This window comes from Eleftheria terrae (assembly GCF_030419005.1).
Taxonomy (GTDB): domain Bacteria; phylum Pseudomonadota; class Gammaproteobacteria; order Burkholderiales; family Burkholderiaceae_C; genus Caldimonas; species Caldimonas terrae.
Genome location: NZ_CP106951.1, coordinates 1,270,754 through 1,297,200, shown reverse-complemented (window position 1 = coordinate 1,297,200; position 26,447 = coordinate 1,270,754). Strand labels below are relative to the sequence as shown.

At 68.6% G+C, this 26,447-nt stretch carries 22 protein-coding genes; 10 read left to right on the top strand and 12 right to left on the bottom strand.

The genetic code is table 11. The annotated features are described in order from the left end of the window. Window positions 1–19: 19 nt before the first annotated feature. A complete protein-coding gene (locus N7L95_RS05750) occupies window positions 20–592 on the bottom strand; it encodes a fasciclin domain-containing protein (protein WP_301258861.1) in 573 nt (190 codons plus the stop codon). A gap of 497 nt (window positions 593–1,089) precedes the next feature. Between N7L95_RS05750 and N7L95_RS05745 the strand changes: the two genes are divergently transcribed. The 5 genes from N7L95_RS05745 (at window position 1,090) to N7L95_RS05725 (ending at window position 4,461) form a co-directional block, all read left to right on the top strand. Further along, a complete protein-coding gene (locus tag N7L95_RS05745) occupies window positions 1,090–1,329 on the top strand; it encodes a hypothetical protein (protein WP_301258860.1) in 240 nt (79 codons plus the stop codon). A 49-nt stretch (window positions 1,330–1,378) separates the two neighbouring features. Beyond that, window positions 1,379–1,648 (top strand): hypothetical protein, encoded by a 270-nt coding sequence (locus N7L95_RS05740; protein WP_301258859.1) that lies wholly within the window; start codon window positions 1,379–1,381, stop codon window positions 1,646–1,648. After that, a complete protein-coding gene (locus N7L95_RS05735) occupies window positions 1,645–2,391 on the top strand; it encodes a S1 family peptidase (RefSeq protein WP_301258858.1) in 747 nt (248 codons plus the stop codon). Before N7L95_RS05740 ends, N7L95_RS05735 begins: the two co-directional genes overlap by 4 nt. Window positions 2,392–2,495: 104 nt before the next feature. Continuing rightward, the gene (locus N7L95_RS05730; RefSeq protein ID WP_301258857.1) at window positions 2,496–3,329 is read left to right on the top strand and encodes an N-formylglutamate amidohydrolase; all 834 of its coding nucleotides are present in this window, start codon (window positions 2,496–2,498) and stop codon (window positions 3,327–3,329) included. Window positions 3,330–3,339: 10 nt separating this feature from the next. Continuing rightward, entirely contained in the window at window positions 3,340–4,461 is a 1,122-nt protein-coding gene (locus tag N7L95_RS05725) for an NAD(P)/FAD-dependent oxidoreductase (RefSeq protein WP_301258856.1), read from the top strand. Between the two features lie 58 nt (window positions 4,462–4,519). On the opposite strand, the gene N7L95_RS05720 is transcribed toward N7L95_RS05725, so the two are convergent. Continuing rightward, window positions 4,520–5,557 (bottom strand): quinone-dependent dihydroorotate dehydrogenase, encoded by a 1,038-nt coding sequence (locus N7L95_RS05720; protein ID WP_301258855.1) that lies wholly within the window; start codon window positions 5,555–5,557, stop codon window positions 4,520–4,522. 106 nt (window positions 5,558–5,663) lie between these two features. Between N7L95_RS05720 and rpiA the strand changes: the two genes are divergently transcribed. Further along, a complete protein-coding gene (gene rpiA / locus N7L95_RS05715) occupies window positions 5,664–6,323 on the top strand; it encodes a ribose-5-phosphate isomerase RpiA (RefSeq protein ID WP_301258854.1) in 660 nt (219 codons plus the stop codon). Window positions 6,324–6,404: 81 nt separating this feature from the next. On the opposite strand, the gene N7L95_RS05710 is transcribed toward rpiA, so the two are convergent. From N7L95_RS05710 to N7L95_RS05690, 5 genes are all read right to left on the bottom strand, one after another. Next, entirely contained in the window at window positions 6,405–7,034 is a 630-nt protein-coding gene (locus N7L95_RS05710; RefSeq protein WP_301258853.1) for a glutaredoxin family protein, read from the bottom strand. 40 nt (window positions 7,035–7,074) lie between these two features. Then, window positions 7,075–9,102 (bottom strand): M3 family metallopeptidase, encoded by a 2,028-nt coding sequence (locus N7L95_RS05705; RefSeq protein ID WP_301258852.1) that lies wholly within the window; start codon window positions 9,100–9,102, stop codon window positions 7,075–7,077. 165 nt (window positions 9,103–9,267) lie between these two features. Further along, a complete protein-coding gene (gene folD / locus N7L95_RS05700; protein WP_301258851.1) occupies window positions 9,268–10,143 on the bottom strand; it encodes a bifunctional methylenetetrahydrofolate dehydrogenase/methenyltetrahydrofolate cyclohydrolase FolD in 876 nt (291 codons plus the stop codon). A 70-nt stretch (window positions 10,144–10,213) separates the two neighbouring features. Then, window positions 10,214–10,837: a response regulator transcription factor gene (locus N7L95_RS05695; protein WP_301258850.1), complete on the bottom strand. Its 624-nt coding sequence runs from the start codon at window positions 10,835–10,837 to the stop codon at window positions 10,214–10,216. An 11-nt stretch (window positions 10,838–10,848) separates the two neighbouring features. Next, the gene (locus tag N7L95_RS05690) at window positions 10,849–13,383 is read right to left on the bottom strand and encodes a PAS domain S-box protein (protein WP_301258849.1); all 2,535 of its coding nucleotides are present in this window, start codon (window positions 13,381–13,383) and stop codon (window positions 10,849–10,851) included. 218 nt (window positions 13,384–13,601) lie between these two features. On the opposite strand from N7L95_RS05690, the gene aceE reads away from it, so the two are divergent. The 3 genes from aceE (at window position 13,602) to lpdA (ending at window position 19,916) form a co-directional block, all read left to right on the top strand. After that, on the top strand, window positions 13,602–16,304 hold the full coding sequence (gene aceE / locus N7L95_RS05685) for a pyruvate dehydrogenase (acetyl-transferring), homodimeric type (protein ID WP_301258848.1): 2,703 nt from the start codon (window positions 13,602–13,604) through the stop codon (window positions 16,302–16,304). Between the two features lie 101 nt (window positions 16,305–16,405). Next, complete coding sequence (gene aceF / locus N7L95_RS05680) at window positions 16,406–18,112, top strand: dihydrolipoyllysine-residue acetyltransferase (RefSeq protein ID WP_301258847.1); 1,707 nt, start codon at window positions 16,406–16,408, stop codon at window positions 18,110–18,112. Between the two features lie 10 nt (window positions 18,113–18,122). Then, window positions 18,123–19,916, top strand: a complete 1,794-nt coding sequence (gene lpdA / locus N7L95_RS05675; protein WP_301258846.1) for a dihydrolipoyl dehydrogenase — start codon at window positions 18,123–18,125, stop codon at window positions 19,914–19,916. Window positions 19,917–20,038: 122 nt separating this feature from the next. Here the strand turns inward: lpdA and N7L95_RS05670 are convergent, their stop codons facing one another. Beyond that, window positions 20,039–22,234 carry a sodium-translocating pyrophosphatase gene (locus tag N7L95_RS05670; RefSeq protein ID WP_301258845.1) on the bottom strand — a complete coding sequence of 732 codons (2,196 nt, stop codon included), beginning with the start codon at window positions 22,232–22,234 and terminating at the stop codon, window positions 20,039–20,041. Between the two features lie 239 nt (window positions 22,235–22,473). On the opposite strand from N7L95_RS05670, the gene ppa reads away from it, so the two are divergent. Next, the gene (gene ppa, locus N7L95_RS05665; protein WP_301258844.1) at window positions 22,474–23,013 is read left to right on the top strand and encodes an inorganic diphosphatase; all 540 of its coding nucleotides are present in this window, start codon (window positions 22,474–22,476) and stop codon (window positions 23,011–23,013) included. A gap of 99 nt (window positions 23,014–23,112) precedes the next feature. Here the strand turns inward: ppa and N7L95_RS05660 are convergent, their stop codons facing one another. The 4 genes from N7L95_RS05660 to N7L95_RS05645 form a co-directional block, all read right to left on the bottom strand. Then, window positions 23,113–23,649, bottom strand: coding sequence for a hypothetical protein (locus N7L95_RS05660; protein WP_301258843.1), 537 nt, complete (start codon window positions 23,647–23,649; stop codon window positions 23,113–23,115). Between the two features lie 167 nt (window positions 23,650–23,816). Further along, complete coding sequence (locus tag N7L95_RS05655) at window positions 23,817–24,977, bottom strand: hybrid sensor histidine kinase/response regulator (RefSeq protein WP_301258842.1); 1,161 nt, start codon at window positions 24,975–24,977, stop codon at window positions 23,817–23,819. A 2-nt stretch (window positions 24,978–24,979) separates the two neighbouring features. Continuing rightward, on the bottom strand, window positions 24,980–25,600 hold the full coding sequence (locus N7L95_RS05650; RefSeq protein WP_301258841.1) for a chemotaxis protein CheB: 621 nt from the start codon (window positions 25,598–25,600) through the stop codon (window positions 24,980–24,982). A 4-nt stretch (window positions 25,601–25,604) separates the two neighbouring features. Further along, complete coding sequence (locus tag N7L95_RS05645) at window positions 25,605–26,438, bottom strand: CheR family methyltransferase (protein WP_301258840.1); 834 nt, start codon at window positions 26,436–26,438, stop codon at window positions 25,605–25,607. Window positions 26,439–26,447 lie beyond the last annotated feature (9 nt).

Genomic DNA, 26,447 nt, shown 5'->3' with positions numbered 1-26,447 from the left:
CATGGCCTCTCGCCTGTGATCACGCATGTGCCACGGCGGCTGGCTTCCCGGCTGATCGCCGATGCAGGCCGAGTCCCTCGGGAATGATCACTTCCGAAAGAATGTGGAGCACCCCGTTGCGGGCGTTGACGCTGGGTGCCGTGATGCGCCCGGCCCCATAGCGAGGGCCGCTGCTTTCGGCGAAGGTGCAGACGCGGTCGCCGCGCAGTGTGCGCACCCGGCAGCGGCCGAGATCCCCCGCCTGCAGCACATCCGGGCTCACATGGTGCGAGAGGATGGCCGCGGCCATCCTCGGGTCGGCCATCATCGCGCGCAGGAACTCGCGCGGCAGTGCGGCGAATGCCGCATTGCAGGGGGCGAACAAGGTGAACGGGCCGGGGCTGGCCAAGGTGGCTGCCAGTTGGGTGGGCTGTAGCAGTGCGGCAAACAGCTGCAGGAGATGACTGCGCCGCACGTGCGCCAGCAGGTCGCTGGCGGAATCATCGGTGGCTGCGGCGATCGGCGGCAGCGTTTTGTCCCGTGACGGGAAGAACAGGGAGGACGACAAATGTTTTCTCTGAAAGGAGCCCTCGGTGAGAGCTGGCAACACCACGGGCGAAGCCTTTGCACGGTGTTGGAGGTAGGGCCGCAGCGCCTGGCGGGGTCGCTGCCTGATCGGCCCGGAAAGGGACGCGATCCGAGACCGAAGGAGGGGCGGCCTGGGTTGGAGAGGGGCCGCCGATTGACGGCCCGGGCGCGGCGCAGCATGCGCAGTGCAATGCAGGGCCAGCGGGGCATGCCCTTTGCGTCGCCGGGGGCGAACTGCGGGAAGAGCAGGCCGACCCTAACACTCGGCCCTGCATTTGGAAAGCCTTTTATTTTTCCAGGCGTGCCGCCCACCGGGCGGCCGGGCCCGCGGTGCTTGGTGATGCCCACGCGCCGGCTTGGTCGCAGGCCGGCGCACCGCGCGCAGCCTCGATGTGCCCGGCCAGCCGGCGCTTCGGATGCGCAGGGCCGGAAAGGTGCGGGCCAGGGCGTCGTGTGGCGGGCCGGGGGGCAACCCTCCAGCAAGGGGACATTCTCGGCAGCAGCAGGTGGTATGGTGGGCCCATGAAGGAACACATCATGCGTAGACCCCTGTCTCTGACCCCGCCCTTGCGCCGGGAAGAGTTGCGCGATGGCCTGCTCTCGGCCGTCGACATGCTCAAGCGTCGCCGGGCTGCCGATGTGCCGGAAGGCTATCTCGAAGACTATGTGGCGCTCAAATGGCTCGAGTGGTGCGGTGGCGGGCTCAAGCTCACCACTGTCGGCGAGAACATGTGCAGGCAGCTCACGGCTCGCCTCGCATGACCCTTCCCAGGGCCGGGGGCCGGCTCGTCGAAGCCCGCTGTGGAGGGCGATGATGAACAACCTCGGGGAGGCGACCGAACGCATCTGCGAACTCAAGGGCAGCCTGTTGGCGCTGCAGGCGTTCGCGTCGGCACTCGCACAAGTGCTGCCGGCACAGATGCGCTGTGAACTCGGCCTGGCCTTCGACGCCCACACCGAGGTGGCGAGGACGGTCATGCTGCATGCGCCCATCTCCGAGCACACCATCGCCGCCTTCGAGCGCGACGTCCGGCGCACCCTGGCCATCATCGATGACCAAGCCGGAGCCGACCGGCAATGAGCGTGCGCCGCACCGTCGAGACGATCCTGCTCACGTCGGTGCGGGTGGCGACCTTCCAGGGGCAGCAGAGCAGCAGCAGCGCGAGCGGCTTCTTCTTCAAGCGTGACGACCGGCTCTACCTGGTCACGAGCCGGCATGTACTGGCCGATGCCAAGAGCGGGCACCATCCGGATCGGCTCGAACTGGACCTCCACACCGACGCCGTCGACCTGACGCAGGTCACCACCTTCTCCATCCTCCTGTATCGCGACGGGCAGAGCATCTGGCGCCAGGCGCAGGACACCGGTGGCGAGGTGGACGTGGCCGTCATCGAGCTGGACCAGCGTGCCTTGCCCCAGCACGCCGTCCTGCATTGCTTCACCCCGGCCCACCTGCTGGGCACGCTGTCGTCGATCGAGGTGGGCACGCCGCTGCTGGTGGTGGGCTTTCCCCTTGGCTTCCATGACACGCTGCACCGCCTCCCGGTGGTGCGGCTGGCCTGCGTCGCGTCCTCGTTCGGGGTGCGTTTCCAGGGGCAGGGCTATTTCCTCACCGACGCCCGGACCCACCGGGGCACCAGCGGTGCCCCCGTGGTGATGAGAAAGGCCGCATCCGGAAGCAGCGACGACCCGCTGCCGTGGGCGCTGCTCGGCATTCATTCGTCGCGCATGGACATGGGTGACCGCGACCTCGCGCAGGACGAGGCACTCGGCCTGAACTCGGCCTGGTACGCCGACATCCTGATGACGCTGACGCAGCCCTGAGGCCGGCGCGGCTGCCGGACGGCACCCGGCGTCCGAGGCCGTGCAGTGGACGCCATCCGTGCTTGCCACATGCCGATGGTGAGGCAATGCACCACAATGCCAGGATGCGATACGTCTCCAGCTCGCCGGGCACCACCGCGGTGGTGCTCGATTCGCCGCACAGCGGCACCTGGTATCCCGACGATTTCCGCCCCGCCTGCGACCTGACGGTGCTGCGCCGGGCGGAAGACACCCACGTCGAGAAGCTCTACGACTTCGCGCCGGCGCTCGGCGTGGCCTGGATCGAGGCGCATTTCCCGCGCAGCTACCTGGATGCCAACCGCGCGCTCAGCGAGTTCGACCCGGAGCTACTGGACGAGCCCTGGCCGCACCCGGTGGAGGCGGGCTCCAAGGTGCGTCTCGGCAAGGGCCTGGTCTGGCGCCTGACCGACGAAGGCGTGCCGATCTACGACCGCAAGCTGAGCGCGGCGGAGGTCAGCCAGCGCATCGAGCGCTGCTGGCGCCCCTACCATGCCGCCGTCGCCCAGGCTATCGATCAGGCGCATGCCGCGCACGGCTACGTCATCCACATCAACTGCCATTCGATGCCGTCGGTGAGCGCCTCCCATGCCACCGAGTTTCCGGGCCTGGTGCATGCCGACTTCGTCGTCGGCGATCGCGATGGCACCAGCGCCGCCCCGGCGCTGACCCGATGGATCGCCGAGTTCCTGCGGGCCCGCGGCTATGCGGTGGATGTGAACCATCCCTACAAGGGCGTCGAACTGGTGCGGCGCTACGGTGACCCGGCGCATGGCCGCCATTCGGTGCAGCTGGAGATCAACCGCCGCCTCTACATGGACGAGCAGAGCCTGGCCCTCCTGCCTGGGCATGCCCGCTTGAAGCAGGTGTTGAAGGACTTGGTGGCGGGCCTGGTCGGGCTCGACCCGCGGGCCTGCTGAAGGGACGGCGATGGATCAGGTCGATGCAGTGGTGGTCGGCGCCGGAGTGGTGGGCCTGGCGGTGGCGCGCTCGCTGGTGCAGCGGGGTCTGGAGACGGTGGTGCTGGAGAGCGAGACCGCCATCGGCACCGGCACCAGCTCGCGCAACAGCGAGGTGATCCATGCCGGGCTCTACTACCCGGCAGGGTCGTGGAAGGCACGCTTGTGCGTGGCAGGCAAGGCGAGGCTGTACGACTACTGCGCCCGGCGCGGCGTGGAGCACCGTCGCTGCGGCAAGCTGGTGGTGGCGAGTGCCGAGGCGCAGCGGCCGCAGCTGCAGCGCCTGATGGCGCAGGCAGCGGCCAACGGGGTGCAAGACCTGCGGCTGCTGTCAGCCGCCGAGGCGGCCGAGCTGGAACCGGCGCTTGCCTGCGTGGCGGCCGTGTTGTCACCCTCCACGGGCATCGTGGACACCCATGGCCTGATGTTGGCGCTGTCCGGCGACATCGAAGCTGCCGGCGGCGCAGTGGCTCTGGCCTCGCCGGTGCAGCGGGTGCGGCCGGGCGGGCCCGGCCTGGTGCTCGAAGTGGGTGGCGAGGCGCCGATGGAGCTGGGCGCGCGCTGCCTGGTCAACGCCGCGGGGCTATGGGCGCCGGCCCTGGGGCGGCGCATCGAAGGGCTGCCGCCCTCCGCCGTGCCGCAGGCCTACTTTGCCAAGGGCAACTACTACGCTCTGGGTGGCCGGGCGCCTTTCTCGCACCTGGTCTACCCGGTGCCGGAAGCCGCCGGGCTCGGGGTGCACCTCACGCTGGACCTGGCCGGCCAGGCGCGCTTCGGGCCGGACGTGGAGTGGGTGCAGCCGGATGCCGACGGTCGGCTCGACTACCGGGTCGACCCCGGCCGGGCCGAGCGGTTCTATGCTGAAATCCGCCGCTACTGGCCGGCCCTGGCGGACGGCGCGCTGCAGCCGGCCTACAGCGGTATCCGGCCCAAGATCCAGGCGCCCGGCGAGCCGGCCTGTGACTTCCTGATCCAGGGCCCGGCCGAGCACGGCGTGGCGGGCCTGGTCAACCTCTTCGGCATTGAGTCGCCGGGCCTGACGGCCTCACTGGCGCTGGGCGATGCGGTGGCCGAGCTGCTCGCCGCAGGCTGACCTGCAGGTGTTCGGCCGCGCCGGCAGCATCACGCCGCCGGCCGGCATGCTGGCCGCCTCAACCTCGCCGCAGGGCGAGCGCCGCCTCGCGCACCAGTGCCGGGCCGCGGTAAATCAAGCCGGTGTAGATCTGCACCAGGTCGGCGCCGGCGGAGAGCTTGGCACGCGCATCGTCGCCGCTCATCACGCCGCCAACGCCGATGATGGGATAGCCGGCCCCGAGGGCCGCACGCAACTGGCGGATCACGCGGTTGCTGGCCTCGAACACCGGCCGCCCACTCAGCCCCCCGATTTCGCCGCCGTGCGGCAGGTGCTGGACCGCGTCGCGGGCGATGGTGGTGTTGGTGGCGATCACGCCATCGATGCGGTTCTTCTGCAGGGTCTGGGCGATCACCTGGACCTGGCCGTCGTCGAGGTCGGGTGCGATCTTCACGAACACCGGCACCCGCCGGCCCTGCGCCGCGGCCAGCGCCTCGCGGCGCTCTGCAATGGCGCCCAGCAGCCCGTCGAGCGCCTCGTCCGATTGCAGCGCTCGCAGGTTCTTGGTGTTGGGCGAGGAGATGTTGACCGTGACGTAGTCGGCATGCGGATAGACGCCTTCCAGCCCGAGCAGGTAGTCGTCCACCGCCCGTTCGATCGGGGTGGCGGCGTTCTTGCCGATGTTGAGCCCCAGGATGCCGCCCTGGCCACGGAAGCGCGCCTGCCGCACGTTGGCGATGAAGGCGTCGAGCCCGTCGTTGTTGAAGCCCAGGCGGTTGATCAGCGCGTCGGCCTGCGGCAGGCGGAACATGCGCGGCTTGGGGTTGCCTGGCTGGGCCTTGGGCGTCACGGTGCCGACCTCGATGAAGCCGAAGCCCATGGCCGCCAGCCCGTCGATGCAACGGCCGTTCTTGTCCAGCCCGGCTGCCAGGCCAACCCGGTTGGGGAACCGCAGCCCGGCCACGCTCACCGGGTCATCCACCCTCGGCTGGCCGTACAGGCAGGCGAGCGGCGTGCGTTGCACGCGCGCCAGGGTGCCGAGCGTGACTTCATGCGCATGTTCCGGGTCGAGTCCGAACAGGAAAGGGCGGGCGAGGGCGTAGGGGAGCAGGGCCATGTCGAGGAAGTGCAGGGCGCTGGATGTGTCCGGGTGTGAACAGCGCGCCGGTCTTGGGATAATCCGGCCATTGTCTCAAACCGGGGGCGGTCCACGCCTTCAAGTCATGACCCAGGATGAACTCAAGGCCCTGGTGGGCCGCGCGGCGATCGATTACGTGGTGCCCGGCACCGTGGTGGGGGTGGGCACCGGCTCGACGGTGAACTGCTTCATCGACGAGCTGGCCAAGATCAAGGACCGCATTGCAGGCGCGGTTTCCAGCTCGCAGAAGAGCACCGAGCGCATGCAGGCGCTCGGCATCAAGGTGCTCGACCCGAACACCGTCGAATCGGTGCCGGTGTACATCGACGGGGCCGACGAGATCGACCGCGGCGGCCACATGATCAAGGGCGGCGGCGCGGCCCTTACCCGCGAGAAGATCGTGGCGGACATCGCCGAGCGGTTCGTCTGCATCGCCGACGCCTCGAAGCTGGTGGACACCCTGGGCGGCTTCGCGCTGCCGGTCGAAGTGATCCCGATGGCCGCCGGCCAGATCGAGCGGCGCTTGCGCGCCCTGGGTGGCGAGCCGCGCCTTCGGGAAGGGGTGGTGACCGACAACGGCAACGTGATCCTCGACGTGAAGGGCCTGTCCATCACCGACCCGGCTGCGTTGGAAGCCGAAATCAACCAGTGGCCCGGTGTCGTCACCGTTGGCATCTTCGCTCGCAACAAGGCCAGCGTGTGCCTGCTGGGCACGCCCGAGGGGGTGCGCAAGCTCGAGTTCTGAGCCGGCCGCAGCGCTGCGGCGAAACCGGCATGAAAAAGCCGCCCTCAGGCGGCCTTGTGCACAGCCGGCCGGCTGGCCAGCTCAGAACTTGAAGCCCGGCGGCGCATTGCCGGCGGCCGGTGGCGGCGCGGCCGGTGCGGTGCCTGCCGCCGGTGCGCTGCCTGCGGCCGGCGCCGCGGTACCGGGCGCCGGCGGTGGTGCCACTGCCACCAGCGGGCTCGGCGCGGCGAACTGGTAGCTGGCCGGCAGCGTCGACTGTTTCGGATAACCGGCGGTGTCGAGGTAGGACCCCCATTCCTGAACCGAGAACCCGCGGATCTGCTGGCCACCGACCTGCAGCATCGGCAGGTCGGTGCCACCGCTCAGGCGGTTGAAGGCGCGGATGTCCTGGTCGGACGTGACGGTTTTCTCGGTATACGGCACCCCCCGCTGGCGCAGCAGCGCACGGCCGCTGTCGCAACCGGGGCAGTCGCGGGTCGTGTAGAGCGTGACCGGGAAGCGGTTTGCCACCTGACGCAGCTCATAGGGCAGGCCGGGGCCGGCGGGTGCCGGCGTGCCGGACGCGCTCAGGGGTTGAACCTTGGTGGTTTCGGCAGGCGGCCGGTCGGTGTAGCTGACCTTGCCGTCGGGGCCGATCACCTTGTACAAGGCGTGCGCCGGCCCCATGGCCAGCAGGCACAGCGGCAGTGCCCAACGCGCGATCCGAGACATGACGATTTTCCTTTCGCCTGGTGCGAAGCCCGCGATGCTATCAGGCCATGCCCTGGTGGCGTAACAGGGCGTCGATGTTTGGCTCCCGACCGCGAAATGCTTTGAAACTTTCTTCCGCCGGACGGCTGCCACCGACCTCCAGGATGGCTTCCCGGTAGCGGCGGCCGGTCGCCACATCGAGCACGCCCGCTTCCTCGAACGCGCCGTAGGCGTCGGCGGACAGCACCTCGGCCCACTTGTAGCTGTAGTAGCCGGCCGCATAGCCGCCGGCAAAGATGTGCGAAAAGCTGTGCTGCATGCGGTTGAAGGCCGGCGGAATCAGCACCGCCACCTCGCGCCGCACCTCGTCGATGACGGACTGGATGCGCTGCTCGCTGCCCGGCTCGGCATGCAGCCGCATGTCGAACAGCGCGAACTCGATCTGGCGCAGCGTCTGCATGCCGCTCTGGAAGTTCTTGGCGGCGATCATCTTGTCGAACAGCTCGCGCGGCAGCGGCTCGCCGCTGTCGACATGGGCGGTCATGTGCTTGAGCACCTCCCACTCCCAGCAGAAGTTCTCCATGAACTGGCTGGGCAGTTCGACGGCGTCCCATTCGACGCCGGAAATGCCGGCCACGCCGATGTCCTCCACCTGCGTCAGCAGGTGGTGCAGGCCGTGGCCGAATTCGTGGAACAGGGTGATCACGTTGTCGTGCGTCAGCAGCGCCGGCTTGCCGCCGACGCCCTCTGCGAAGTTGCACACCAGCTGGGCCACCGGTGTCTGCAGGCGGCCGTCGCCTTCACGGTCCGGCCGTGCCCAGCGGCCACGCACGTCGTCCATCCAGGCGCCGGAGCGCTTGCCGGGCCGGGCATAGGGGTCGAGGTAGAACTGGCCCACCAGGCGGCCTTGGCGTTCGATGCGGAAGAAGCGCACGCTCGGATGCCAGACCGGCGCCGTGTCCGGGCGGATCGCCACCTCGAACAGCGTCTCGACGATCCTGAACAGGCCTTCCAGCACCTTCGGCTCGGTGAAGTACTGCTTCACCTCCTGGTCGCTGAAGGCGTAGCGCTTCTCCTTCAGCTTCTCCGAGACATAAGCCAGGTCCCAGGCGGCCAACTCGCCCATGCCCAGCTCGCTGCGTGCGAACTCGCGCAGCTCGGCCAGGTCTTTCTCGGCATGCGGGCGGGCGCGGCGCGCCAGATCGCGCAGGAAGCCGGTGACCTGCTCGGGTGATTCCGCCATCTTGGGCACCAGCGAGACCTCGGCGAAGCTGCGGTAGCCGAGCAGCCGCGCCTCTTCCTGGCGCAGCGCCAGCAGCTCGCTCATCAGCGCCGAGTTGTCGTGTTCAGGCGCGCCCAGCTCGGAGGCGCGGGTGGCGTAGGCGGTGTAGAGCTTCTCGCGCAGCGGCCGGTGGCTGCCGTACTGCATCACCGGGAAATAGCTGGGGAACTGCAGCGTGATCTTGTAGCCCGGCTTGCCGTCGCGCTCGGCGGCCGCGCGGGCGGCCTGCTTGGCGTCGTCCGGCACGCCGTCCAGCTCTTCCTCGCTCGCGTAGTGGGCGAAGCTGTCGGTGGCGTCCAGCACATGCTCGGAGAACTTCTGCGCCACCTCGGCCTGCCGTTCCTGGATCGCGGCGAAGCGCTCCTTGGCCTCACCCTGCAGCTCGGCGCCGGACAGCACGAAGTCGCGCATCGCGTTCGACAAGGCCTTGCGGCGCGGTGCACTGAGGCTGGCGGCCTGCGGGCTGGCCGCCAGCGCCTTGTATTTGGCGTAGAGCCGCTCGTCGGCGCCGAGGCGGGTGTAGAACTCGGTCACCTTGGGCAGGTTTTCGTTGTAGGCCGCCCGCAGCTCCGGGCTGTCGGCCACCGCATTGAGGTGGCCCACCGCGCCCCAGGCCCGTCCCAGCCGCTCTGTCGCCACGTCCAGCACCGCCGAAATGGCGTCGTACTCGGGCGGCACCGCCTCGCTCACCACCCGCTCCAGAGCGGCCTCGGCCTCCTGCAGCAGTGCGTCGATGGCCGGGCTGACATGCTCCGGGCGGATGTCGGAGAAACGGGGAAGGTCGGTGGCGTCGAGCAAGGGGTTCATAGGCTCTCGGTAACGGTGAGGGCCGCTCGGGGGCTGGCGGCAAGCACTTCAGCGACGGCAGGAGGTTCGCCCCGCAAGGCGAACCCGGTAGATCAGGCAGTCATGGTAGTGGCGCAGACGCTCAATCGATGTTGAGCAACGGATTGACCACGTTTATCACGGTGGTCATTTCCCGGCGCCCACGCCCGGCTGGCCTGCAGCGGCTTCGGCCGCTTCCAGCGTATTGAACAACAGCATCGTGATCGTCATCGGCCCGACGCCGCCCGGCACCGGGGTGAGGGCGCCGGCCACCGGCGACACGCCGTCGAAGTCGACGTCGCCACAGAGCTTGCCCTCGTCATCGCGGTTCATGCCCACATCGATGACCACCGCGCCGGGCTTCACCATCTCGCGGGTGACGGTGTTGCGCCGGCCGACCGCGGCAACGATGACATCGGCCTCCCGTGTGTGGCGTGCCAGGTCCGGCGTGGCGCTGTGGCACACCGTGACCGTGGCATTGGCCTGCAGCAGCAGCAGCGCCATCGGCTTGCCCACTGTGTTGCTGCGGCCGATCACCACCGCATGCTTGCCGCGCAGGTCGTAGCCGATGCTCTCGATCAGCTTCATGCAGCCGTAGGGCGTGCAGGGGCGCAGGCCGGGCAGGCCGGCCAGCAGTTCGCCGGCACTCTGCACCGAGTAGCCGTCGACATCCTTGCGGGTGGAGATGGTGGCGATGACCTTCTGCGGATCGATGTGCTTGGGCAGCGGCATCTGCACCAGGATGCCGTGGATGGCGGGGTCGTCGTTGAGCGCCTCGATGCGGCTGAGCAGCTCGGCCTCGGTGAGGGTGGCCTCGTACTTCTCCAGCACCGAATGGAAACCAGCCTCGCCGCAGGCCTTGACCTTGTTGCGCACATAGACCTGGCTGGCCGGGTCGTCGCCGACCAGGATCACCGCCAGTCCGGGGCGGGTGCCGCCCTGGCCGAGGGCGGCGGCACGTTGGGCGATCTCGGCGCGCATCTGCCGGGACAGTGCGTTGCCATCGATGAGTCGGGCGGTCATGGGGCGGATTCCTCTCGTTCGGAAATGAAAAAGGCCGCTGGCAAGAGCGGCCCCGGGCTGGGTGCGAGCCTCAGGCCTTGGCCTGGGCACCGAGCGCGATCTTCAACAGGTCGGCGACCGTGTTCGCGTTGAGCTTTTCCATGATGTTGGCGCGGTGCGCCTCCACCGTCTTGATGCTGATGCCCAGGTCGTCGGCGATCTGCTTGTTCAGCCGGCCGGCCACGATGCGGTCGAGCACCTGGGCCTCGCGGGTGGTCAGGCGCGACAGCAGCGCGTCGCGGCTGGCCGCTTCCTGCTGTTGCGAGAACAGCGAGCGGGCCTGGTCCAGCATGCGCTCGACCAAGGAGACCAGCTCCTCTTCCTTGAATGGCTTTTCGATGAAGTCCATCGCGCCCTTTTTCATCGTGCTGACCGCCATTGGCACGTCGCCATGGCCGGTGATGAAGACGATGGGCAGCGGCGACTTGCGCTCCAGCAGGCGGTCCTGCAGCTCCAGCCCGCTCATGCCGTCCATGCGGATGTCGGCGATCAGGCAGGCCACTTCCCGGGGGTCGAAGCGCGACAGGAAGGACTCGGAGGAGTCGAAGCACTTGACGCGGTAGTCCTTGCCTTCCAGCAACCACTGCAGTGAATCGCGAACCGCTTCGTCGTCATCGACGACATAGACGGTGCCTTTCTTGGGGATCAAGCTCATGGGCGGGTTCTTCAATGGTTAGCGGAAGGGGTGGTCTCCACCGGCAACGTGAACGAGAACCGGCAACCGACCACGCTCGGGCCATTGTATAAGTTCTCGGCACGGATCCTGCCGCGGTGCGATTCCACGATGGAGCGGCACAGGCTGAGGCCGATGCCCAGGCCATCGGACTTGGTCGAGAAGAACGCCTCGTACATCCGGCCGAGCACTTCTTCCTTGAGCCCGGGGCCGCTGTCGGTGACGCTGAACTCGATCACGCCGCCTTCCTCGGGGGTGTGGCGCGGGATGACGCGCAGCTCCAGGTTGCGGCGCGAGGGCGGCAGCTTGGCGTTGTCGATCGCCTCGGCGGCGTTCTTCAGCAGGTTGAGCAGCACCTGCTCGATCAGGATCGGGTCCACCATCAGCAGCGGCAGCCGCTGCGCCACGTAGGTGTGGATGCCGACGTTGCGGCGCCGCAGCTCGATCATCGCCAGCTCCACCGCGTCCTCGACGATCTCGCGCGCCTGCGCCGGCTGGCGCTGCGGTTCGCTGCGCTTCACGAAGGCGCGGATGCGGTGGATGATCTGGCCGGCCCGCTGGGCCTGCTTGGAGGTCTTCTCGAGCACGGCCAGCAGGTCGGGCGTCTCGATGGTGTTGGCCTTGACCCGCGAGATGATGCCGTTGCAGTAGTTGGTGATGGCCGCCAACGGCTGGTTCAGCTCGTGGGCCACCGAGGACGCCATTTCCCCCATCGTCACCAGACGGCTGGTCACCTGCGCCTTCTCGGCCTGCTGCGCGGCCTGCTCCTCGGCACGGCGGCGGGCGGTGACGTCGGTCGCGATCAGCATCTGTGCCAGCCGGCCATCGGTCCATTGCAGGTAGCGGGCCCGCACGTCGAACCATTTGTCGAGCGACTCGATGTAGACCTCGCGCGGGTCGGAGCCCGCCTCGGTCAGCTCCTGCGTGGGCAGGCCGCTGAGGTTGTCCACGCTGTCGTCGCCGTCGGGCTGGGGCGGCAGGCTGTCGTCGCCGTGCTCGCCGGCGAGCGAGGCGTGGCCGCGCGCGTCAGCGCCGAACCAGAGGCGGTAGGAGCGGTTGGCGAACAGCAGCTCGCCCTGCTGCACGGAGAGCACCGACACCGCTGCTTCCAGCCCCTCCAGCACGGTGGTGAAGCGCTCGTGCGAGGCGGAGAGCTGGTCGCGGATGCGCTTGGCCTCGGTGATGTTGGTCATCGAGGTCATCCAGCCGGTCTGGTGGCCCTTGGCGTCGACCAGCGGCGACACGTACATGCGGGCGTCGAAGGTGGTGCCGTCCTTGCGCATCACCTTCACCTCGATGCCGCCGGCCGGGCTGCGGCCCTGCAGCTCCTGCTCGAACAGCCGGCGGTTTTCCTCCATGCGGTCGGGCGGCCAGTGGGGGAAGGGCGGCAGCTTGCCGATCAGCTCGGCCTCGGAGAAGCCGGTCATCGAGCAGTAGGCCGCGTTGACATAGGTGATGCGGCCTTCCATGTCCATCGCCCGCATGCCGGTCAGCATGGAGTTCTCCATCGCGCGGCGGAAGTTCGTCTCGGCCACCAGCGCGCTTTGCACCTGCAGGCGCCGGCGCATGTGGCGCCAGGTGCCGAGCAGCATCCACACCGTCAGCACGCTGAGCGCCGCCACCATCCAGAACAGGGTGTTGCTGATCAACCCGATCGAGGTGCGGTAGCCCAGCCCGCGCAGGATCAGGCCGTTGCCGACCGGCGCCACCGGGATGTCGTGGAAGATCGATGGCCGCTCGCTGTTCTTCAGCATGCCGCGGGAGGTGGTGCTGGCCAGCACCCGGTCGTTGGCGTCCATCAGGATCATGCCGTGGCGGTTCGCCACCTCGGTCGGCACGAAGTAGCGCAGCAAGGCTTCCACCGAGTACTCGGCCACCACCGTGCCGGCGAAGGCGCTGCGGTCGATCAAGGGCACCTGCACCTGGAACACATGCTGGCCGTTGACCGTGGTGTAGGTGCGCGAGTAGACCGGCTGGCGCAGGTCGCGCGCCGCCTCGAAGGCCCATTCCGGCTCGCTTTTGGTGACCGTGCCGGCGGCGGCCGGCGGAGCCACGGGCGCCTCGCTGTAGCGGCTGCCGTTGAAGGTGTGGCTGGGCGAGAGGTAGCTGGCGGCGGGCGTGCGGTTGCTGGCCAGCCAGGTCAGGCTGACCACTTCGGGTCGCTCGCGGGTGAAGGTGCTGGCCTGGCCGAGGAACTCATCCTGGTCGATCGCCCGGGTGGTGATCTCCCGGGCAATGCGCACCAGCTGCTCCTGGTTCTCGATCAGCCGCAGGCGGATCTGCTGCTGCGTGACCTCGGTGTCGCGCTTGACGGATTCATGCTCACGTTCCAGTTCCTCGGAGCGCAGGTACCAGAAGGCCGCGATGATGGCCGCCAAAAAGAGCAAGACCGAGACCAGCGGGCCCAGCGTCGCGAAGCGGTCCTGGCGGGCCGGCGACTGGCGCCGCCACCACTTGCCGAACAGGCGTCGCGAGCGGGGCGGGAGCTCATGGGTGCTGGGGCGGAAATCACTGGGAACGGCTGGCATATGGGCGGATTATCGAGCCTTTGCCCGGGCCGGAAATGCACGATCGTGCCCCTTGATTTCATGATGTGCAATGCGTTCGCACTATTTGAAAAACCCCTGGTCCTATGACACACTCGCGCACTGCTCACACTGAGAGCCCGTACGCGCGTCCGCCAGCCGGGGCGCAGCCAGGCGCGAGGAGCCGAGCAAGCTCTACCGACCCCTAGAGGAGACACCCAATGTCTGCAGTCCCCCATTCGTTTGGCGGTGCGGCCAACGATGCCGACGCACAAGAGACCCGGGAGTGGCTCGACGCCCTGTCGGCCGTCATTGAGTCCGAAGGCCGCCAGCGCGGTCACTACCTGCTGGAGCAGCTGCTCGAGCATGCGCGCCAGTCCGGCATCGACATGCCGTTCTCGGCCACCACCGGCTACGTGAACACCATCGAGCCCGAGGACGAGGAACGCTGCCCGGGCAACCTCGACATCGAGGAGCGCCTGCGGGCCTACATGCGCTGGAACGCGATGGCGATGGTGGTGCGGGCCAACCGCCTGAATCCGGCCGACGGCGGTGACCTGGGCGGTCACATTTCCTCGTTTGCGTCGGTGGCGACCATGTTCGGCGCCGGCTTCAACCATTTCTGGCATGCCGAGCATGAAGGCCACGGCGGCGACCTGCTGTACATCCAGGGCCACTCCTCGCCCGGCATCTATGCCCGCGCCTACATGGAAGGCCGCATCAGCGAAGAGCAGCTGCTGAACTTCCGCCAGGAAGTGCAAGGCAAGGGCCTGTCGAGCTATCCGCACCCGAAGCTGATGCCCGACTTCTGGCAGTTCCCCACCGTCTCGATGGGCCTGGGCCCGCTGATGGGGATCTACCAGGCGCGTTTCCTGAAGTACCTGCATGCCCGCGGCATCGCCGACACCTCCAACCGCAAGGTCTGGGTCTTCTGCGGCGACGGCGAGATGGACGAGCCGGAATCGCTGGGCGCCATCGGTGTGGCCGCGCGCGAGAAGCTGGACAACCTGATCTTCGTCATCAACTGCAACCTGCAGCGCCTGGACGGCCCGGTGCGCGGCAACGGCAAGATCGTGCAGGAACTGGAAGGCGAGTTCCGCGGCGCGGGCTGGAACGTCATCAAGCTGCTGTGGGGCAGCTACTGGGACCCGCTGCTGGCGCGCGACAAGGACGGCATCCTGCGCCAGATCATGATGGACATGGTCGACGGCGACTACCAGGCTTGCAAGGCCAATGACGGCGCCTTCGTGCGCAAGAACTTCTTCGGCCGCCATCCCAAGGCGCTGGAGATGGTCGCCAAGATGAGCGACGACGACATCTGGCGCCTGCAGCGTGGCGGCCACGACCCGCAGAAGGTCTATGCGGCCTACCACCGCGCGGTCAACCACAAGGGCCAGCCCACCGTGCTGCTGGTGAAGACCGTCAAGGGCTTCGGCATGGGCAAGAGCGGCGAAGGCAAGAACACCGCCCACCAGACCAAGAAGCTGACGGACGACGACATCCGCGCCTTCCGCGACCGCTTCAACATCCCCATCCCGGACGACAAGCTGGCCGAGCTGCCGTTCTACAAGCCGGCCGACGACACGCCCGAGATGCGCTACCTGCATGAGCGCCGCAAGGCACTGGGCGGCTACCTGCCCCAGCGCCGCGCCAAGGCCGACGAGCAACTGCCGGTGCCCGAGCTGAGTGCCTTCCAGGCCGTGCTGGAGCCGACCGCCGAAGGCCGCGAGATCTCCACCACCCAGGCCTACGTGCGCTTCCTGACCGCGCTGCTGCGCGACAAGAACCTGGGCCCGCGCGTGGTGCCCATCCTGGTCGACGAGGCACGCACCTTCGGCATGGAAGGCCTGTTCCGCCAGATCGGCATCTACAGCCAGGACGGCCAGAAGTACACCCCGGTCGACAAGGACCAGGTGATGTACTACCGCGAGGCGCAGGACGGCCAGATCCTGCAGGAAGGCATCAACGAGGCCGGCGGCATGGCCTCCTGGATCGCCGCGGCCACGTCGTACTCGACGAACAACCGCGTGATGATTCCCTTCTATGTGTACTACTCGATGTTCGGCTTCCAGCGCATCGGCGACCTGGCCTGGGCGGCGGGCGACATGCAGGCGCGCGGCTTCCTGCTGGGCGGCACCTCGGGGCGCACCACGCTGAACGGCGAAGGCCTGCAGCACGAGGACGGCCACAGCCACATCCTGGCCGGCACCATCCCGAACTGCGTCAGCTACGACCCGACCTTCGCGCACGAGGTGGCGGTGATCATGCAGCACGGCCTCAAGCGCATGGTGGAGCAGCAGGACAACGTCTTCTACTACATCACCCTGCTCAACGAGAACTACCCGCACCCGGGCCTCAAGCCGGGCACCGAAGAGCAGATCATCAAGGGCATGTACCTGCTGGAGGAAGGCGCCAAGAAGACGCCGCGCGTGAACCTGCTGGGCTCCGGCACGATCCTGCGCGAATCGATCTTCGCCAAGCAGCTGCTGGAGCAGGACTGGGGCGTGGCGGCCAATGTCTGGAGCTGCCCGAGCTTCAACGAGCTGGGCCGCGACGGCCAGGACGTGGAGCGCTGGAACCTGCTGCACCCGACCGAGACGCCGCGCGTGGCCTTCGTGACGCAGCAGCTGCAGCCGCACAACGGCCCGGTGATTGCCTCCACCGACTACATGAAGAGCTATGCCGAGCAGATCCGCCCCTTCATCCCGAAGGGCCGGACCTACAAGGTGCTGGGCACCGACGGCTTCGGCCGCAGCGACTTCCGCTCGCGCCTGCGCGAGCACTTCGAGGTCAACCGCCACTACATCGTGGTCGCGGCGCTGAAGGCGCTGTCGGAAGACGGCACGCTGCCTGCTTCCAAGGTGGCCGAAGCGATCCGGAAGTACGGCATCCAGGCCGACAAGGTGAACCCCCTCTACGCATGAGCGGACTTGTGCGTCCGCCGCGCTAGCCACTGGGCCGCGCCGTCCCCGCCAGGCCGGGGCGGCGCGGCCGTGCGCGGACGCCGATCAGGAGTGACAAGAACATGGCATTGGTCGAAGTGACGGTTCCCGACATCGGGGACTTCAAGGATGTCGAGGTCATCGAGGTGCTGGTCAAGGTGGGTGACACCATCAAGGTCGAGCAGAGCCTGGTGACGGTGGAGAGCGACAAGGCGTCGATGGAGATTCCCTCCACGCAGGCCGGCGTCGTCAAGGAAATGAAGGTCAAGCTCGGCGACAAGATCAACCAGGGCAGCGTGCTGCTGGTGGTGGACGCCGAAGGTGCTGCGGCCGCCCCGGCTCCGGTGGCTGCAGCGCCCGCGCCTGCTGCTGCGGCGCCCGCGCCCGCGCCGGCCACGCAGGCCGCGGCGGCAGCGCCGGTATCGGCGCCAGCCGCCAGTGCCGGCCCGGTGGACATCACCGTGCCCGACATCGGCGACTTCGACGAAGTGGCGGTGATCGAGGTGCTGGTGCAGCCGGGCGACACGATCAAGGCCGAGCAGAGCCTGATCACGGTGGAGAGCGACAAGGCCTCGATGGAGATCCCGTCCTCGCACGCTGGTGTGGTGAAGGAGCTGAAGGTCAAGCTGGGCGACAAGGTCAGCAAGGGCAGCCTGATCGCCGTGGTCGAGGCGGCCGGCGGCGCGCCGGCCGCGGCTGCAGCGCCCACGCCCGTGGCGGCGCCGGCCGCGGCCGCTGCACCGGCGCCGGCCGCCGCGGCCAGCCCGGCCGAGCTCGCCAGCGCGCCGGTCGAGCGGGTGGTGCCCACCGCGGCGCTGCCGGCGCATGAGCCGAGCGCGCCGCAGGGCAAGCTGCCGCATGCCTCGCCCAGCATCCGAAAGCTCGCGCGCGAGCTCGGCGTGCCGTTGGCCGAGGTGCCGGGCAGCGGTCCCAAGGGCCGCATCACCCAGGAAGACGTGCAGGGCTTCGTCAAGGGCGTGATGGCCGGCGCCGTGCAGACCCAGGCGCAGAAGGCCAAGGCGCCCGCGGCGGCCGCGGCTGGGGCGGGCGGTTCGTTGCCGGGCCTGCTGCCGTGGCCGCAGGTCGACTTCACCAAGTTCGGCCCGGTCGAGCGCAGGGACCTGTCGCGCATCAAGAAGATCTCGGGCGCGAACCTGCATCGCAACTGGGTGATGATTCCGCACGTCACCAACCACGAGGATGCCGACATCACCGAGCTGGAAGCCTTCCGGGTGCAGCTCAACAAGGAGTACGAGAAGTCGGGCGTCAAGGTGACGATGCTGGCCTTCCTGATCAAGGCCTGCGTGGCGGCGCTGAAGAAGTTCCCCGAGTTCAACGCCTCGCTGGACGGCGAGCAGCTGGTGCTCAAGCAGTACTTCCACATCGGCTTCGCGGCCGACACACCCAACGGGCTGGTGGTGCCGGTGATCCGCGATGCCGACAAGAAAGGCATCGTCGCCATCGCCAAGGAAATGAGCGAGCTGGCCGCCAAGGCGCGCGACGGCAAGCTGGGTCCGGCCGACATGACCGGCGGCTGCTTCTCCATCTCCTCGCTCGGCGGCATCGGCGGGACCTACTTCACGCCCATCATCAATGCGCCCGAGGTGGCCATCCTGGGCGTCTGCAAGTCGAGCATGAAGCCGGTGTGGGACGGCAAGGCCTTCCAGCCGCGCCTGATCCTGCCGCTGAGCTTGAGCTGGGACCACCGCGTGATCGACGGCGCCTCCGCCGCCCGCTTCAACACCTACCTGGCCAATGTGCTGGCGGACTTCCGCCGCGTGATGCTGTAAGGAGCCGCCCGTGGCAGTGATCGACATCAAGGTGCCCGACATCGGGGACTTCAAGGACGTGGCCGTCATCGAGGTGCTGGTGCAGCCGGGCGACACCGTCAAGGCCGACCAGAGCCTCATCACCGTCGAGAGCGACAAGGCCTCGATGGAAATCCCGTCCTCGCATGCGGGGGTGGTGAAGGAGCTGAAGCTCAAGGTGGGCGACGTCGTCAACCAGGGCTCGGTGGTGCTGACGCTGGAGGCGGCGGATGCCGCCGGCGCGCCGGCTCCCGCCACGGCGGCTGCGGCACCTGGCCCGGCTCCGGTCGCGGCCCCTGCGCCCGGCCCGGCCCCGGCAGCCGCACCGGCGGCCGGCAGCTACTCCGGTGGGGTCGACCTGGAGTGCGACATGCTCGTGCTCGGCGCCGGCCCGGGCGGCTATTCAGCCGCCTTCCGCGCCGCCGACCTGGGCATGAAGGTGGTGCTGGTCGAGCGCTACGCGACGCTCGGCGGTGTCTGCCTGAACGTCGGCTGCATCCCGTCCAAGGCGCTGCTGCACGTGGCGGCGGTGATGGACGAGGTGAAGCACTTCGCCGATCTCGGGGTGGCCTTCGGCGCGCCGACGGTCGACCTCGACAAGCTGCGGGCCCACAAGGCCAAGGTGGTGGGCAAGCTCACCGGCGGGCTGGCGGCCATGGCCAAGATGCGCAAGGTGACCATCGTGCGCGGCTATGGCAGCTTCGTCGATCCGCACCATGTGCAGGTCGAGGAGACGACCGGCGAAGGGTCGGAGAAGACCGGCAAGACGCAGACCATCCGTTTCAAGCAGGCCATCATCGCGGCCGGCTCGCAGGCGGTGCGCCTGCCCTTCCTGCCGCAGGACGAACGCATCGTCGACTCCACCGGCGCGCTGCAGCTGCGTGGCACGCCCAAGCGCATGCTGATCGTCGGCGGCGGCATCATCGGCCTGGAGATGGGCACCGTCTACTCGACGCTGGGTGCCCGCCTGGACGTGGTGGAGATGCTCGACGGCCTGATGCAGGGCGCCGACCGCGACCTGGTGAAGGTGTGGCAGAAGATGAACGCGCCGCGCTTCGACAACATCATGCTGAAGACCAAGACGGTGGGTGCCGAAGCCACCGCCGAGGGCATCCGCGTGAGCTTCGAGGGCGAGGGCGCGCCGAAGGAACCGCAGGTCTACGACCTGGTGCTGCAGGCGGTGGGCCGCACGCCCAACGGCAAGAAGATCGGCGCCGACAAGGCCGGCGTGGTCGTCAATGAGCGCGGCTTCATCCCGGTGGACATCCAGATGCGCACCAATGTGCCGCACATCTTCGCCATTGGCGACGTGGTGGGCCAGCCGATGCTGGCGCACAAGGCGGTGCACGAGGCCCATGTGGCGGCCGAGGCGGCCGCCGGCGAGAAGGTGGCCTTCGATGCCCGCGTGATTCCGAGCGTGGCCTACACCGACCCCGAGGTAGCCTGGGTGGGCCTGACCGAGGACCAGGCCCGCGCTGAGGGCCGCAAGGTCAAGAAAGGCCTGTTCCCGTGGACGGCCTCGGGACGCGCCATCGCCAACGGCCGCGACGAGGGCTACACCAAGCTGCTGTTCGACGAGGAAACGCACCGCATCGTCGGCGGCGGCATCGTCGGCACGCATGCGGGCGACATGATCGGCGAGGTGGCGCTGGCCATCGAGATGGGCGCCGACGAGGTGGACATCGGCAAGACCATCCATCCGCATCCGACGCTGGGCGAAAGCATCGGCATGGCCGCCGAGATCGCCCACGGCACCTGCACCGACGTTCCGCCGCCCCGGCGATGAACTGCGCGCGCCGAGAGGGCCGCTCCCAAGCGGCCTCCCGGCGCCCTCGGTGCTCCTCGGGCGCCTTCGCAGGTCGGCAGGCCCGGGCGGGCTTGCCGTGACGACGCTTCAGTTCAACCAGTTCAGCGCGGTGTGGCAGGCCTGACGGCCGGCTCGGCCCCATGGGCGGGCGCGGGCGTTACCTGCGTCACCTGTGCCAGCTGCGCCACCGGTGCGGCCGGTGCCACCTGTGGTGCCGGCGGCGCCTCGGCCCGGGTGCTCAGCGTGCCGACTGGCAGCAGCGGCACGATCAGCAGGGCGACGATGTTGATGATCTTGATCAGCGGATTCACCGCCGGGCCGGCGGTGTCCTTGTACGGGTCGCCCACCGTGTCGCCAGTGACGGCGGCCTTGTGGGCGTCCGAGCCCTTGCCGCCGTGGTGGCCTTCCTCGATGAACTTCTTGGCGTTGTCCCAGGCGCCGCCGCCGGTGCACATCGAGATCGCGACGAACAGGCCGGTGACGATGGTGCCCATCAGCAAGCCGCCCAGCGCCGCCGGCCCAAGCACCAGGCCCACCACGATGGGCACGGCCACCGGCAGCAGCGAGGGCAGCACCATCTCCTTGATGGCGGCACTGGTCAGCATGTCGACCGCGGTGCCGTACTCGGGCTTTGCGGTGCCTTCCATGATGCCGGGAATGGTCTTGAACTGCCGCCGCACTTCCTCCACCACGCTGCCCGCCGCACGGCCGACCGCTTCCATCGCCATGGCACCGAACAGGTAGGGAATCAGCCCGCCGATGAAGAGGCCCACGATCACCATGTGGTTCGACAGGTCGAAGCTGACGTTCATGCCCCGCGCCTCCAGGGCATGCGTGTAGTCGGCGAACAGGACCAGGGCGGCGAGCCCGGCCGAACCGATCGCATAGCCCTTGGTCACCGCCTTGGTGGTGTTGCCCACCGCGTCCAGCGGGTCGGTGATGGCGCGCACGCTGTCGGGCATGTCGGCCATCTCGGCGATGCCGCCGGCGTTGTCGGTGATGGGGCCGTAGGCGTCCAGCGCGACGACGATGCCGGCCAGGCTCAGCATCGAGGTGGCCGCCACCGCGATGCCGTACAGGCCAGCCAGCAGGAAGGACGCAACGATCGCCGCACAGACGAACAGCACCGGCCAGGCGGTCGACTTCATGCTCACCCCCAGCCCGGCGATGATGTTCGTGCCGTGCCCGGTGGTCGAGGCCTGGGCGACATGCTGCACCGGCGAGTAGTCGGTGCCGGTGTAGTACTCGGTGATCCAGACCAGCAGGGCCGTCAGCAGCAGGCCCACCACCGCGGCGCCGAACAGCCGCAGCTGGGTGCCACCTTCGTAGATGGCGTTGTCGGGAACCACCCAGAGGGTGATGAAGTAGAACCCCACCAGCGCGATGGCGCCGGAGACGATGAGCCCGCGGTAGAGCGCGGCCATCACGTTCTTCATGCTCGGCGTGGCCTTCACGAAGGCGCAGCCGACGATGGAGGCGATGATGGAGAAGCCGCCCAGCGCCAGCGGGTAGACCGCCGCCTGCATCGGTGCGTTGGAGAGCATCAGTGCGCCCAGCACCATGGTGGCGATCAGTGTGACGGCATAGGTCTCGAACAGGTCGGCCGCCATGCCGGCGCAGTCGCCGACGTTGTCGCCGACGTTGTCGGCGATGACGGCCGGGTTGCGCGGGTCGTCCTCGGGAATGCCCGCCTCGACCTTGCCCACCAGGTCGGCACCGACGTCCGCCCCCTTGGTGAAGATGCCGCCGCCCAGGCGAGCGAAGATGGAGATCAGCGAGGCTCCGAAAGCCAGGCCCATCAGCGGCTTCAGCACGTCCGACAGCGGCGCGCCCGGATCGCCCAGCGCAGTGAGCGACCAGAACAGGCCGCCCACGCCGAGCAGCCCCAGCCCGACCACCAGCAGCCCGGTGATGGCGCCGCCCCTGAAGGCGACGTCCAGCGCGTCGTTGATGCTGCGGGTGGCGGCCTGCGCCGTGCGCACGTTGGCACGGACCGAGACGTTCATGCCGATGAAGCCGCAGGCGCCGGAGAGCAGGGCGCCCAGCACGAAGGCCGCCGCGGTGCGCAGGTCGATGAACAGACCGATCAGCACCGCGAGCACCACGCCGACGACGGCGATGGTCCGGTACTGCCGGGCCAGATAGGCGGCCGCCCCCTGCTGCACGGCTGCTGCGATCTCTTGCATGCGGGCGCTGCCCGCGTCTTGTCTGAGGATCCAGCTGCGCGACACGAAGCCGTACAGCACTGCGGCAAGGCCGCAGACCAGCGCGAAATAAAGCGCCAAAGAGGTCGACATGAGGCGGTCTCCTTCCTAGAGATGAACAATATCTAGCGGAAATGAGCAACGCGCCTGGGTCTGCTGCCCGGTCGCGAGCCGATGCTACGGGAAGCACGTGACCCCCGCAATGCCGGCCACGCGTGGCCCCCTGCTGCTGGACACAGTTGCGCACCAAGTCGCTGCCCGGGCCGCGTTCGCCGGACGGTAAGGAGCCGCTACACTGCGGGTTTTCCCCCTGCAACCCAAGCAGCAGCACCATGAGCCTTCACAACGTCACCCCCGGCGCCAAGGCGCCCGAGCAGTTCAACGTGATCATCGAGATCCCGATGAACGCCGACCCGATCAAGTACGAAGTCGACGAGGACAGCGGCGCCCTGTTCGTCGACCGCTTCATGGGCACGGCGATGCACTACCCGTGCAACTACGGCTACATCCCCCAGACCCTGGCTGACGACGGCGACCCGGTGGACGTGCTGGTGATCACGCCCTTCCCGCTGATCCCCGGCGTGGTGGTGACCTGCCGCCCGATCGGCATCCTGAAGATGGAAGACGAGGCAGGCGGCGACTCCAAGCTGCTGGCCGTGCCCATCGACAAGATCCTGCCGATCTACAAGCACTGGCAGAAGCCCGAAGACATGAACGAGCTGCACCTGCACCGCATCCAGCACTTCTTCGAGCACTACAAGGACCTGGAGCCCGGCAAGTGGGTGAAGGTGAAGGGCTGGGAAGGCACCGAGTCGGCCATCGAGGAAGTGCGCGCCGGCATCGCGAACTTCGCCAAGTCCGGCAAGAAATAAGCAAGGCAGCCCACCCCTGCATGCAAAGGCCGGCGCTTGCCGGCCTTTCTGTTTGGGTCGGGAGCCCGCAGCGCTGCAGCGGGTGAGGGGGCGGCGGACTCAGCGCCCGGCCGGCTTGCGGCCCATGGCCTGCATGCCGGCCCGCCCGGTGCCGGGAGGGGGCAGCGGGCTGCCGTCGGCCGGCGCCTCGCCCAGCACGGGGATGTCGCCGACCACTCGTTCGTCGAGGTCGTGCGCGCGGCCTGGCTCGCCTGCGCCGGCTGCTCGGCGCGGAGCCCGCTGCTCGTTGCGCACATGGATGTCCACCGCCTGGCGGCGATGCAGGATGTCCAGGGCAATGCCACAGGCGCGTTCGGTGTCGGCCCGCACGGTGAGCACCAGGCTGCCGCGCTCGACCGCGTCGCTGTAGAGGTCGCCGTGCTCGCTGTGGCCGAACAGCGAGCGGAAGATGTCGCCGACCGTCTCGGCCACCGCGTGGCCCGGGGCCTCGGTGTCGCTGCGGTCGGCGTCGGCGGCGCCGGTTCGCGAATCGAGGAGCCGGATCGCGTCCTCGGCAAAGCCGCTGCGGATCAGATCCTCGCGCGTCTGGCGCGCTTCAGCGCCGTCCTCGAACACGCCCACCAGCACATGTGACATGGCACTCTCCCGTCGGCTCATGAGACCGGCCCGCTTGGGGCCCCGAGCCGGGTTCCGGCAACCAACAGGCCCGGCACCGGTGCTCGGGGTGCCGCCTGCCGCCCTGCGGCAGGCGCTGCAGTCAGCGGCAAAACTTGCGGCGACCGGTAAAAGCTGCCGGCCGTGGCTCAACTGAAGAGCGAGGGCGGAACGTTCAGCTGCGGCAGCGGTGGCGGCGCGTTCTCGAGCGCGCAGGCGGCAATGCCGTCGCGTGGGATGCTGATGAGCACCGAGGTGCCGCGCTCGGTGCTGGAGCTGGCGCGCACCGTACCGCGATGCGCCTTGACGAACTGGTCCACGATGTAGAGCCCCAGGCCGAGGCCGGCTGCCGCTTCGTTGCCGCCGCGGAAAGGCTCGAACACCATATCCAGCACCTCGGCGGGAATGGCGCCGGGGTTGTTGACGCGCACCTGCAGCGACTCTTCCTCGCGGCCGTCCAGCGTCACGACCACCTCGCCCTCGGGATCGCCATGCTCGAGCGCGTTGCCGATCAGGTTGGACAGCACCTGCGACATGCGGTCGATATCGAAGCTGCCCTGCATGTCGCCGATCACTTCCACGCGCAGCCGCGCCTGCCTTGGGTTCTCGACGAACTCGGCTGCAATCTGGGAGCACACCTCGGCGAGGCTCGCCGACTGGCAACGCAGTCGCATGGCGCCGGAACGCAGGCGCGAGACGTCCAGCAACTGCTCGATCATGCGCGACATGCGCGCGCCGCTGGACTTGATGCGCGCCGCAGCCGCCTTGGCCGTTTCGTCGGTGCTCAGGCGCAGCAGCAGCTCGGCGCCCAGCCGCACGGCCGACAGCGGTGTGCGCAGGTCGTGGCTCAGCACGGCGGTGAACATCTCGTTGATCTGAAGCGCCTGCTTCAGCTCTTCCATTTGCTTGGCGAGCTGGCGCTTCTGCGCGTCGAGCTCGACGAAGACATTCACCTTGCTGAGGATCACCTGGGCGTCCACCGGCTTGTGCAGGAAGTCCACCGCGCCCGCCTCGTAGCCGCGGAAGGAGCGCTGCTGGTCCTGCGGCGCCGCCGTCAGGAAGATCAGCGGCACATGCCGGGTGCGCGGGGCGCCGCGCATCAGCTCGGCGAGCTCGAAGCCGTCCATGCCGGGCATGCGCACGTCGACCAGTGCCACCGCCACTTCGTGCACCAGCAGCAGCTCGAGCGCGTCAGGGCCGCTGCGCGCCTTGAGCACCTGCAGTCCGGGGCGGGCCAGCAGGGCTTCCATCGCGGTGAGGTTCTGCTCCACGTCGTCGACAACGAGGACCCGCGTCTGATGTGCATTCATGATCAAGTGCTAGGCAATTGTGTGGCCCGAAGCGTCGGCGACAAGGCCGCCAGCGCACGGGCCGTTTCGTCAATGGTGAGGATGGCGTCGGCCCCGGCCAGCTCGAGGGCAGAGCGCGGCATCGTGCTGGCCACCGCAGTGGCCGGGTCCTGCACCCAGGCGCAGCCGCCGGCACGGCGCACCGTACGCAGGCCGAGGCTGCCGTCGCTGCTCGCGCCGGTCAGCAGGATGGCCAGCAGGGCCGGGCCGTAGACCACGGCGGCCGATTCGAACAACGGGTCGATGGCCGGCCGCGAATAGTGCACCGGCGCATCGATGGACAGCGCCACGATGCCGGGCGGCTCCACCAGCAGATGGTAGTCGGGCGGCGCCACATAGACGCTGGCGGCTTTCAGCGGCTCCTTGTCCTCCGGCTCGTTCACCGGCAGCGCACAGCGTGCGCCGAACAGCGGCGCCAGCCGGCTTGGCCGGCCGGATTGGATGTGCAGCACCAGCAGCACCGGCGCGCCGAAGCCGGCGGGCAGGGCGGCCAGCAACTGGCTCACCGCCTCGATGCCGCCGGCGGAGGCGCCGATGACGACCGCCTCGATGCCGGTGGGCAGGCGCAGGGGAGGGTGGCTCATGGCGTCAGCGCAGCCGGTAGATGCGTTGCTGCGGCAGCAGCTCGTCGAAGGCCGACTCGTGCGAGGTGAAGCGCAGCGTCTCGCGGGAGCCGAGGCCGAGGAAGCCGCGCCGCACCAGTGCCTCGCGGAACAGACCAATGGCACGCTCCTGCAGGCTGCGGTTGAAGTAGATGAGCACGTTGCGGCAGGACACCAGGTGCACCTCCGAGAAGACGTGGTCGGTTGCCAGGCTGTGGTCGGCGAACACCACCTGCGCCCGCAGCTTGCGATCGAAGGCGGCGGCGTCGTAGGCACACACATAGTAGTCGCTCAGCGACTGCTTGCCGCCGGCCAGGCGGTAGTTCGTGCTGAACTGTGCCACCCGGTCCAGCGGATACACGCCGGCCTCGGCCTGTCGCAGCGCCTCGGGATTGATGTCGGTGGCATAGAAAACGGTGCGTGGCAGCAGGCCTTCCTCGTGAAAGAGGATGGCCAGCGACCACAGCTCTTCGCCGCTGCTGCAGCCGGCCACCCACACCTTCACCGAAGGATAGGTCTTGAGCACCGGCACCACCTCCTCGCGCAGCGCGCGGAAGTAGTCGGGGTCGCGGAAGAAGTCGCTCATCTGCACGGTGAAGTACTGCAGCGCCTGCGCAAACACCTCCGGCTCGTGCAGCAGCCGCTCCTGCAGCTGCGACAGCCGGCTGCAGCCGAAGCGGTCCATCGCCTGGCGCACCCGCCGGCGCAGCGAGGCCACCGCGTAGTCGCGGAAGTCGTGCTGGTAGGTCAGGTAGATGCCCTGCAGCAGCAGCTGGATGCCAATGTCGAACAGCCGCGGATCGTCTTCTTCCTGCACCATGCGGCCGGC

Excerpts from the sequence above, each read along its gene's own strand:
- N7L95_RS05745 (WP_301258860.1), top strand. The coding sequence starts at position 1,090 with ATGAAGGAACACATCATGCGTAGACCCCTGTCTCTGACCCCGCCCTTG.
- N7L95_RS05740 (WP_301258859.1), top strand. The coding sequence starts at position 1,379 with ATGATGAACAACCTCGGGGAGGCGACCGAACGCATCTGCGAACTCAAG.
- N7L95_RS05735 (WP_301258858.1), top strand. The coding sequence starts at position 1,645 with ATGAGCGTGCGCCGCACCGTCGAGACGATCCTGCTCACGTCGGTGCGG.
- N7L95_RS05730 (WP_301258857.1), top strand. The coding sequence starts at position 2,496 with ATGCGATACGTCTCCAGCTCGCCGGGCACCACCGCGGTGGTGCTCGAT.
- N7L95_RS05725 (WP_301258856.1), top strand. The coding sequence starts at position 3,340 with ATGGATCAGGTCGATGCAGTGGTGGTCGGCGCCGGAGTGGTGGGCCTG.
- N7L95_RS05720 (WP_301258855.1), bottom strand. The coding sequence starts at position 5,557 with ATGGCCCTGCTCCCCTACGCCCTCGCCCGCCCTTTCCTGTTCGGACTC.
- rpiA (WP_301258854.1), top strand. The coding sequence starts at position 5,664 with ATGACCCAGGATGAACTCAAGGCCCTGGTGGGCCGCGCGGCGATCGAT.
- N7L95_RS05710 (WP_301258853.1), bottom strand. The coding sequence starts at position 7,034 with ATGTCTCGGATCGCGCGTTGGGCACTGCCGCTGTGCCTGCTGGCCATG.
- N7L95_RS05705 (WP_301258852.1), bottom strand. The coding sequence starts at position 9,102 with ATGAACCCCTTGCTCGACGCCACCGACCTTCCCCGTTTCTCCGACATC.
- folD (WP_301258851.1), bottom strand. The coding sequence starts at position 10,143 with ATGACCGCCCGACTCATCGATGGCAACGCACTGTCCCGGCAGATGCGC.
- N7L95_RS05695 (WP_301258850.1), bottom strand. The coding sequence starts at position 10,837 with ATGAGCTTGATCCCCAAGAAAGGCACCGTCTATGTCGTCGATGACGAC.
- N7L95_RS05690 (WP_301258849.1), bottom strand. The coding sequence starts at position 13,383 with ATGCCAGCCGTTCCCAGTGATTTCCGCCCCAGCACCCATGAGCTCCCG.
- aceE (WP_301258848.1), top strand. The coding sequence starts at position 13,602 with ATGTCTGCAGTCCCCCATTCGTTTGGCGGTGCGGCCAACGATGCCGAC.
- aceF (WP_301258847.1), top strand. The coding sequence starts at position 16,406 with ATGGCATTGGTCGAAGTGACGGTTCCCGACATCGGGGACTTCAAGGAT.
- N7L95_RS05670 (WP_301258845.1), bottom strand. The coding sequence starts at position 22,234 with ATGTCGACCTCTTTGGCGCTTTATTTCGCGCTGGTCTGCGGCCTTGCC.
- ppa (WP_301258844.1), top strand. The coding sequence starts at position 22,474 with ATGAGCCTTCACAACGTCACCCCCGGCGCCAAGGCGCCCGAGCAGTTC.
- N7L95_RS05660 (WP_301258843.1), bottom strand. The coding sequence starts at position 23,649 with ATGTCACATGTGCTGGTGGGCGTGTTCGAGGACGGCGCTGAAGCGCGC.
- N7L95_RS05655 (WP_301258842.1), bottom strand. The coding sequence starts at position 24,977 with ATGAATGCACATCAGACGCGGGTCCTCGTTGTCGACGACGTGGAGCAG.
- N7L95_RS05650 (WP_301258841.1), bottom strand. The coding sequence starts at position 25,600 with ATGAGCCACCCTCCCCTGCGCCTGCCCACCGGCATCGAGGCGGTCGTC.
- N7L95_RS05645 (WP_301258840.1), bottom strand. The coding sequence starts at position 26,438 with ATGGTGCAGGAAGAAGACGATCCGCGGCTGTTCGACATTGGCATCCAG.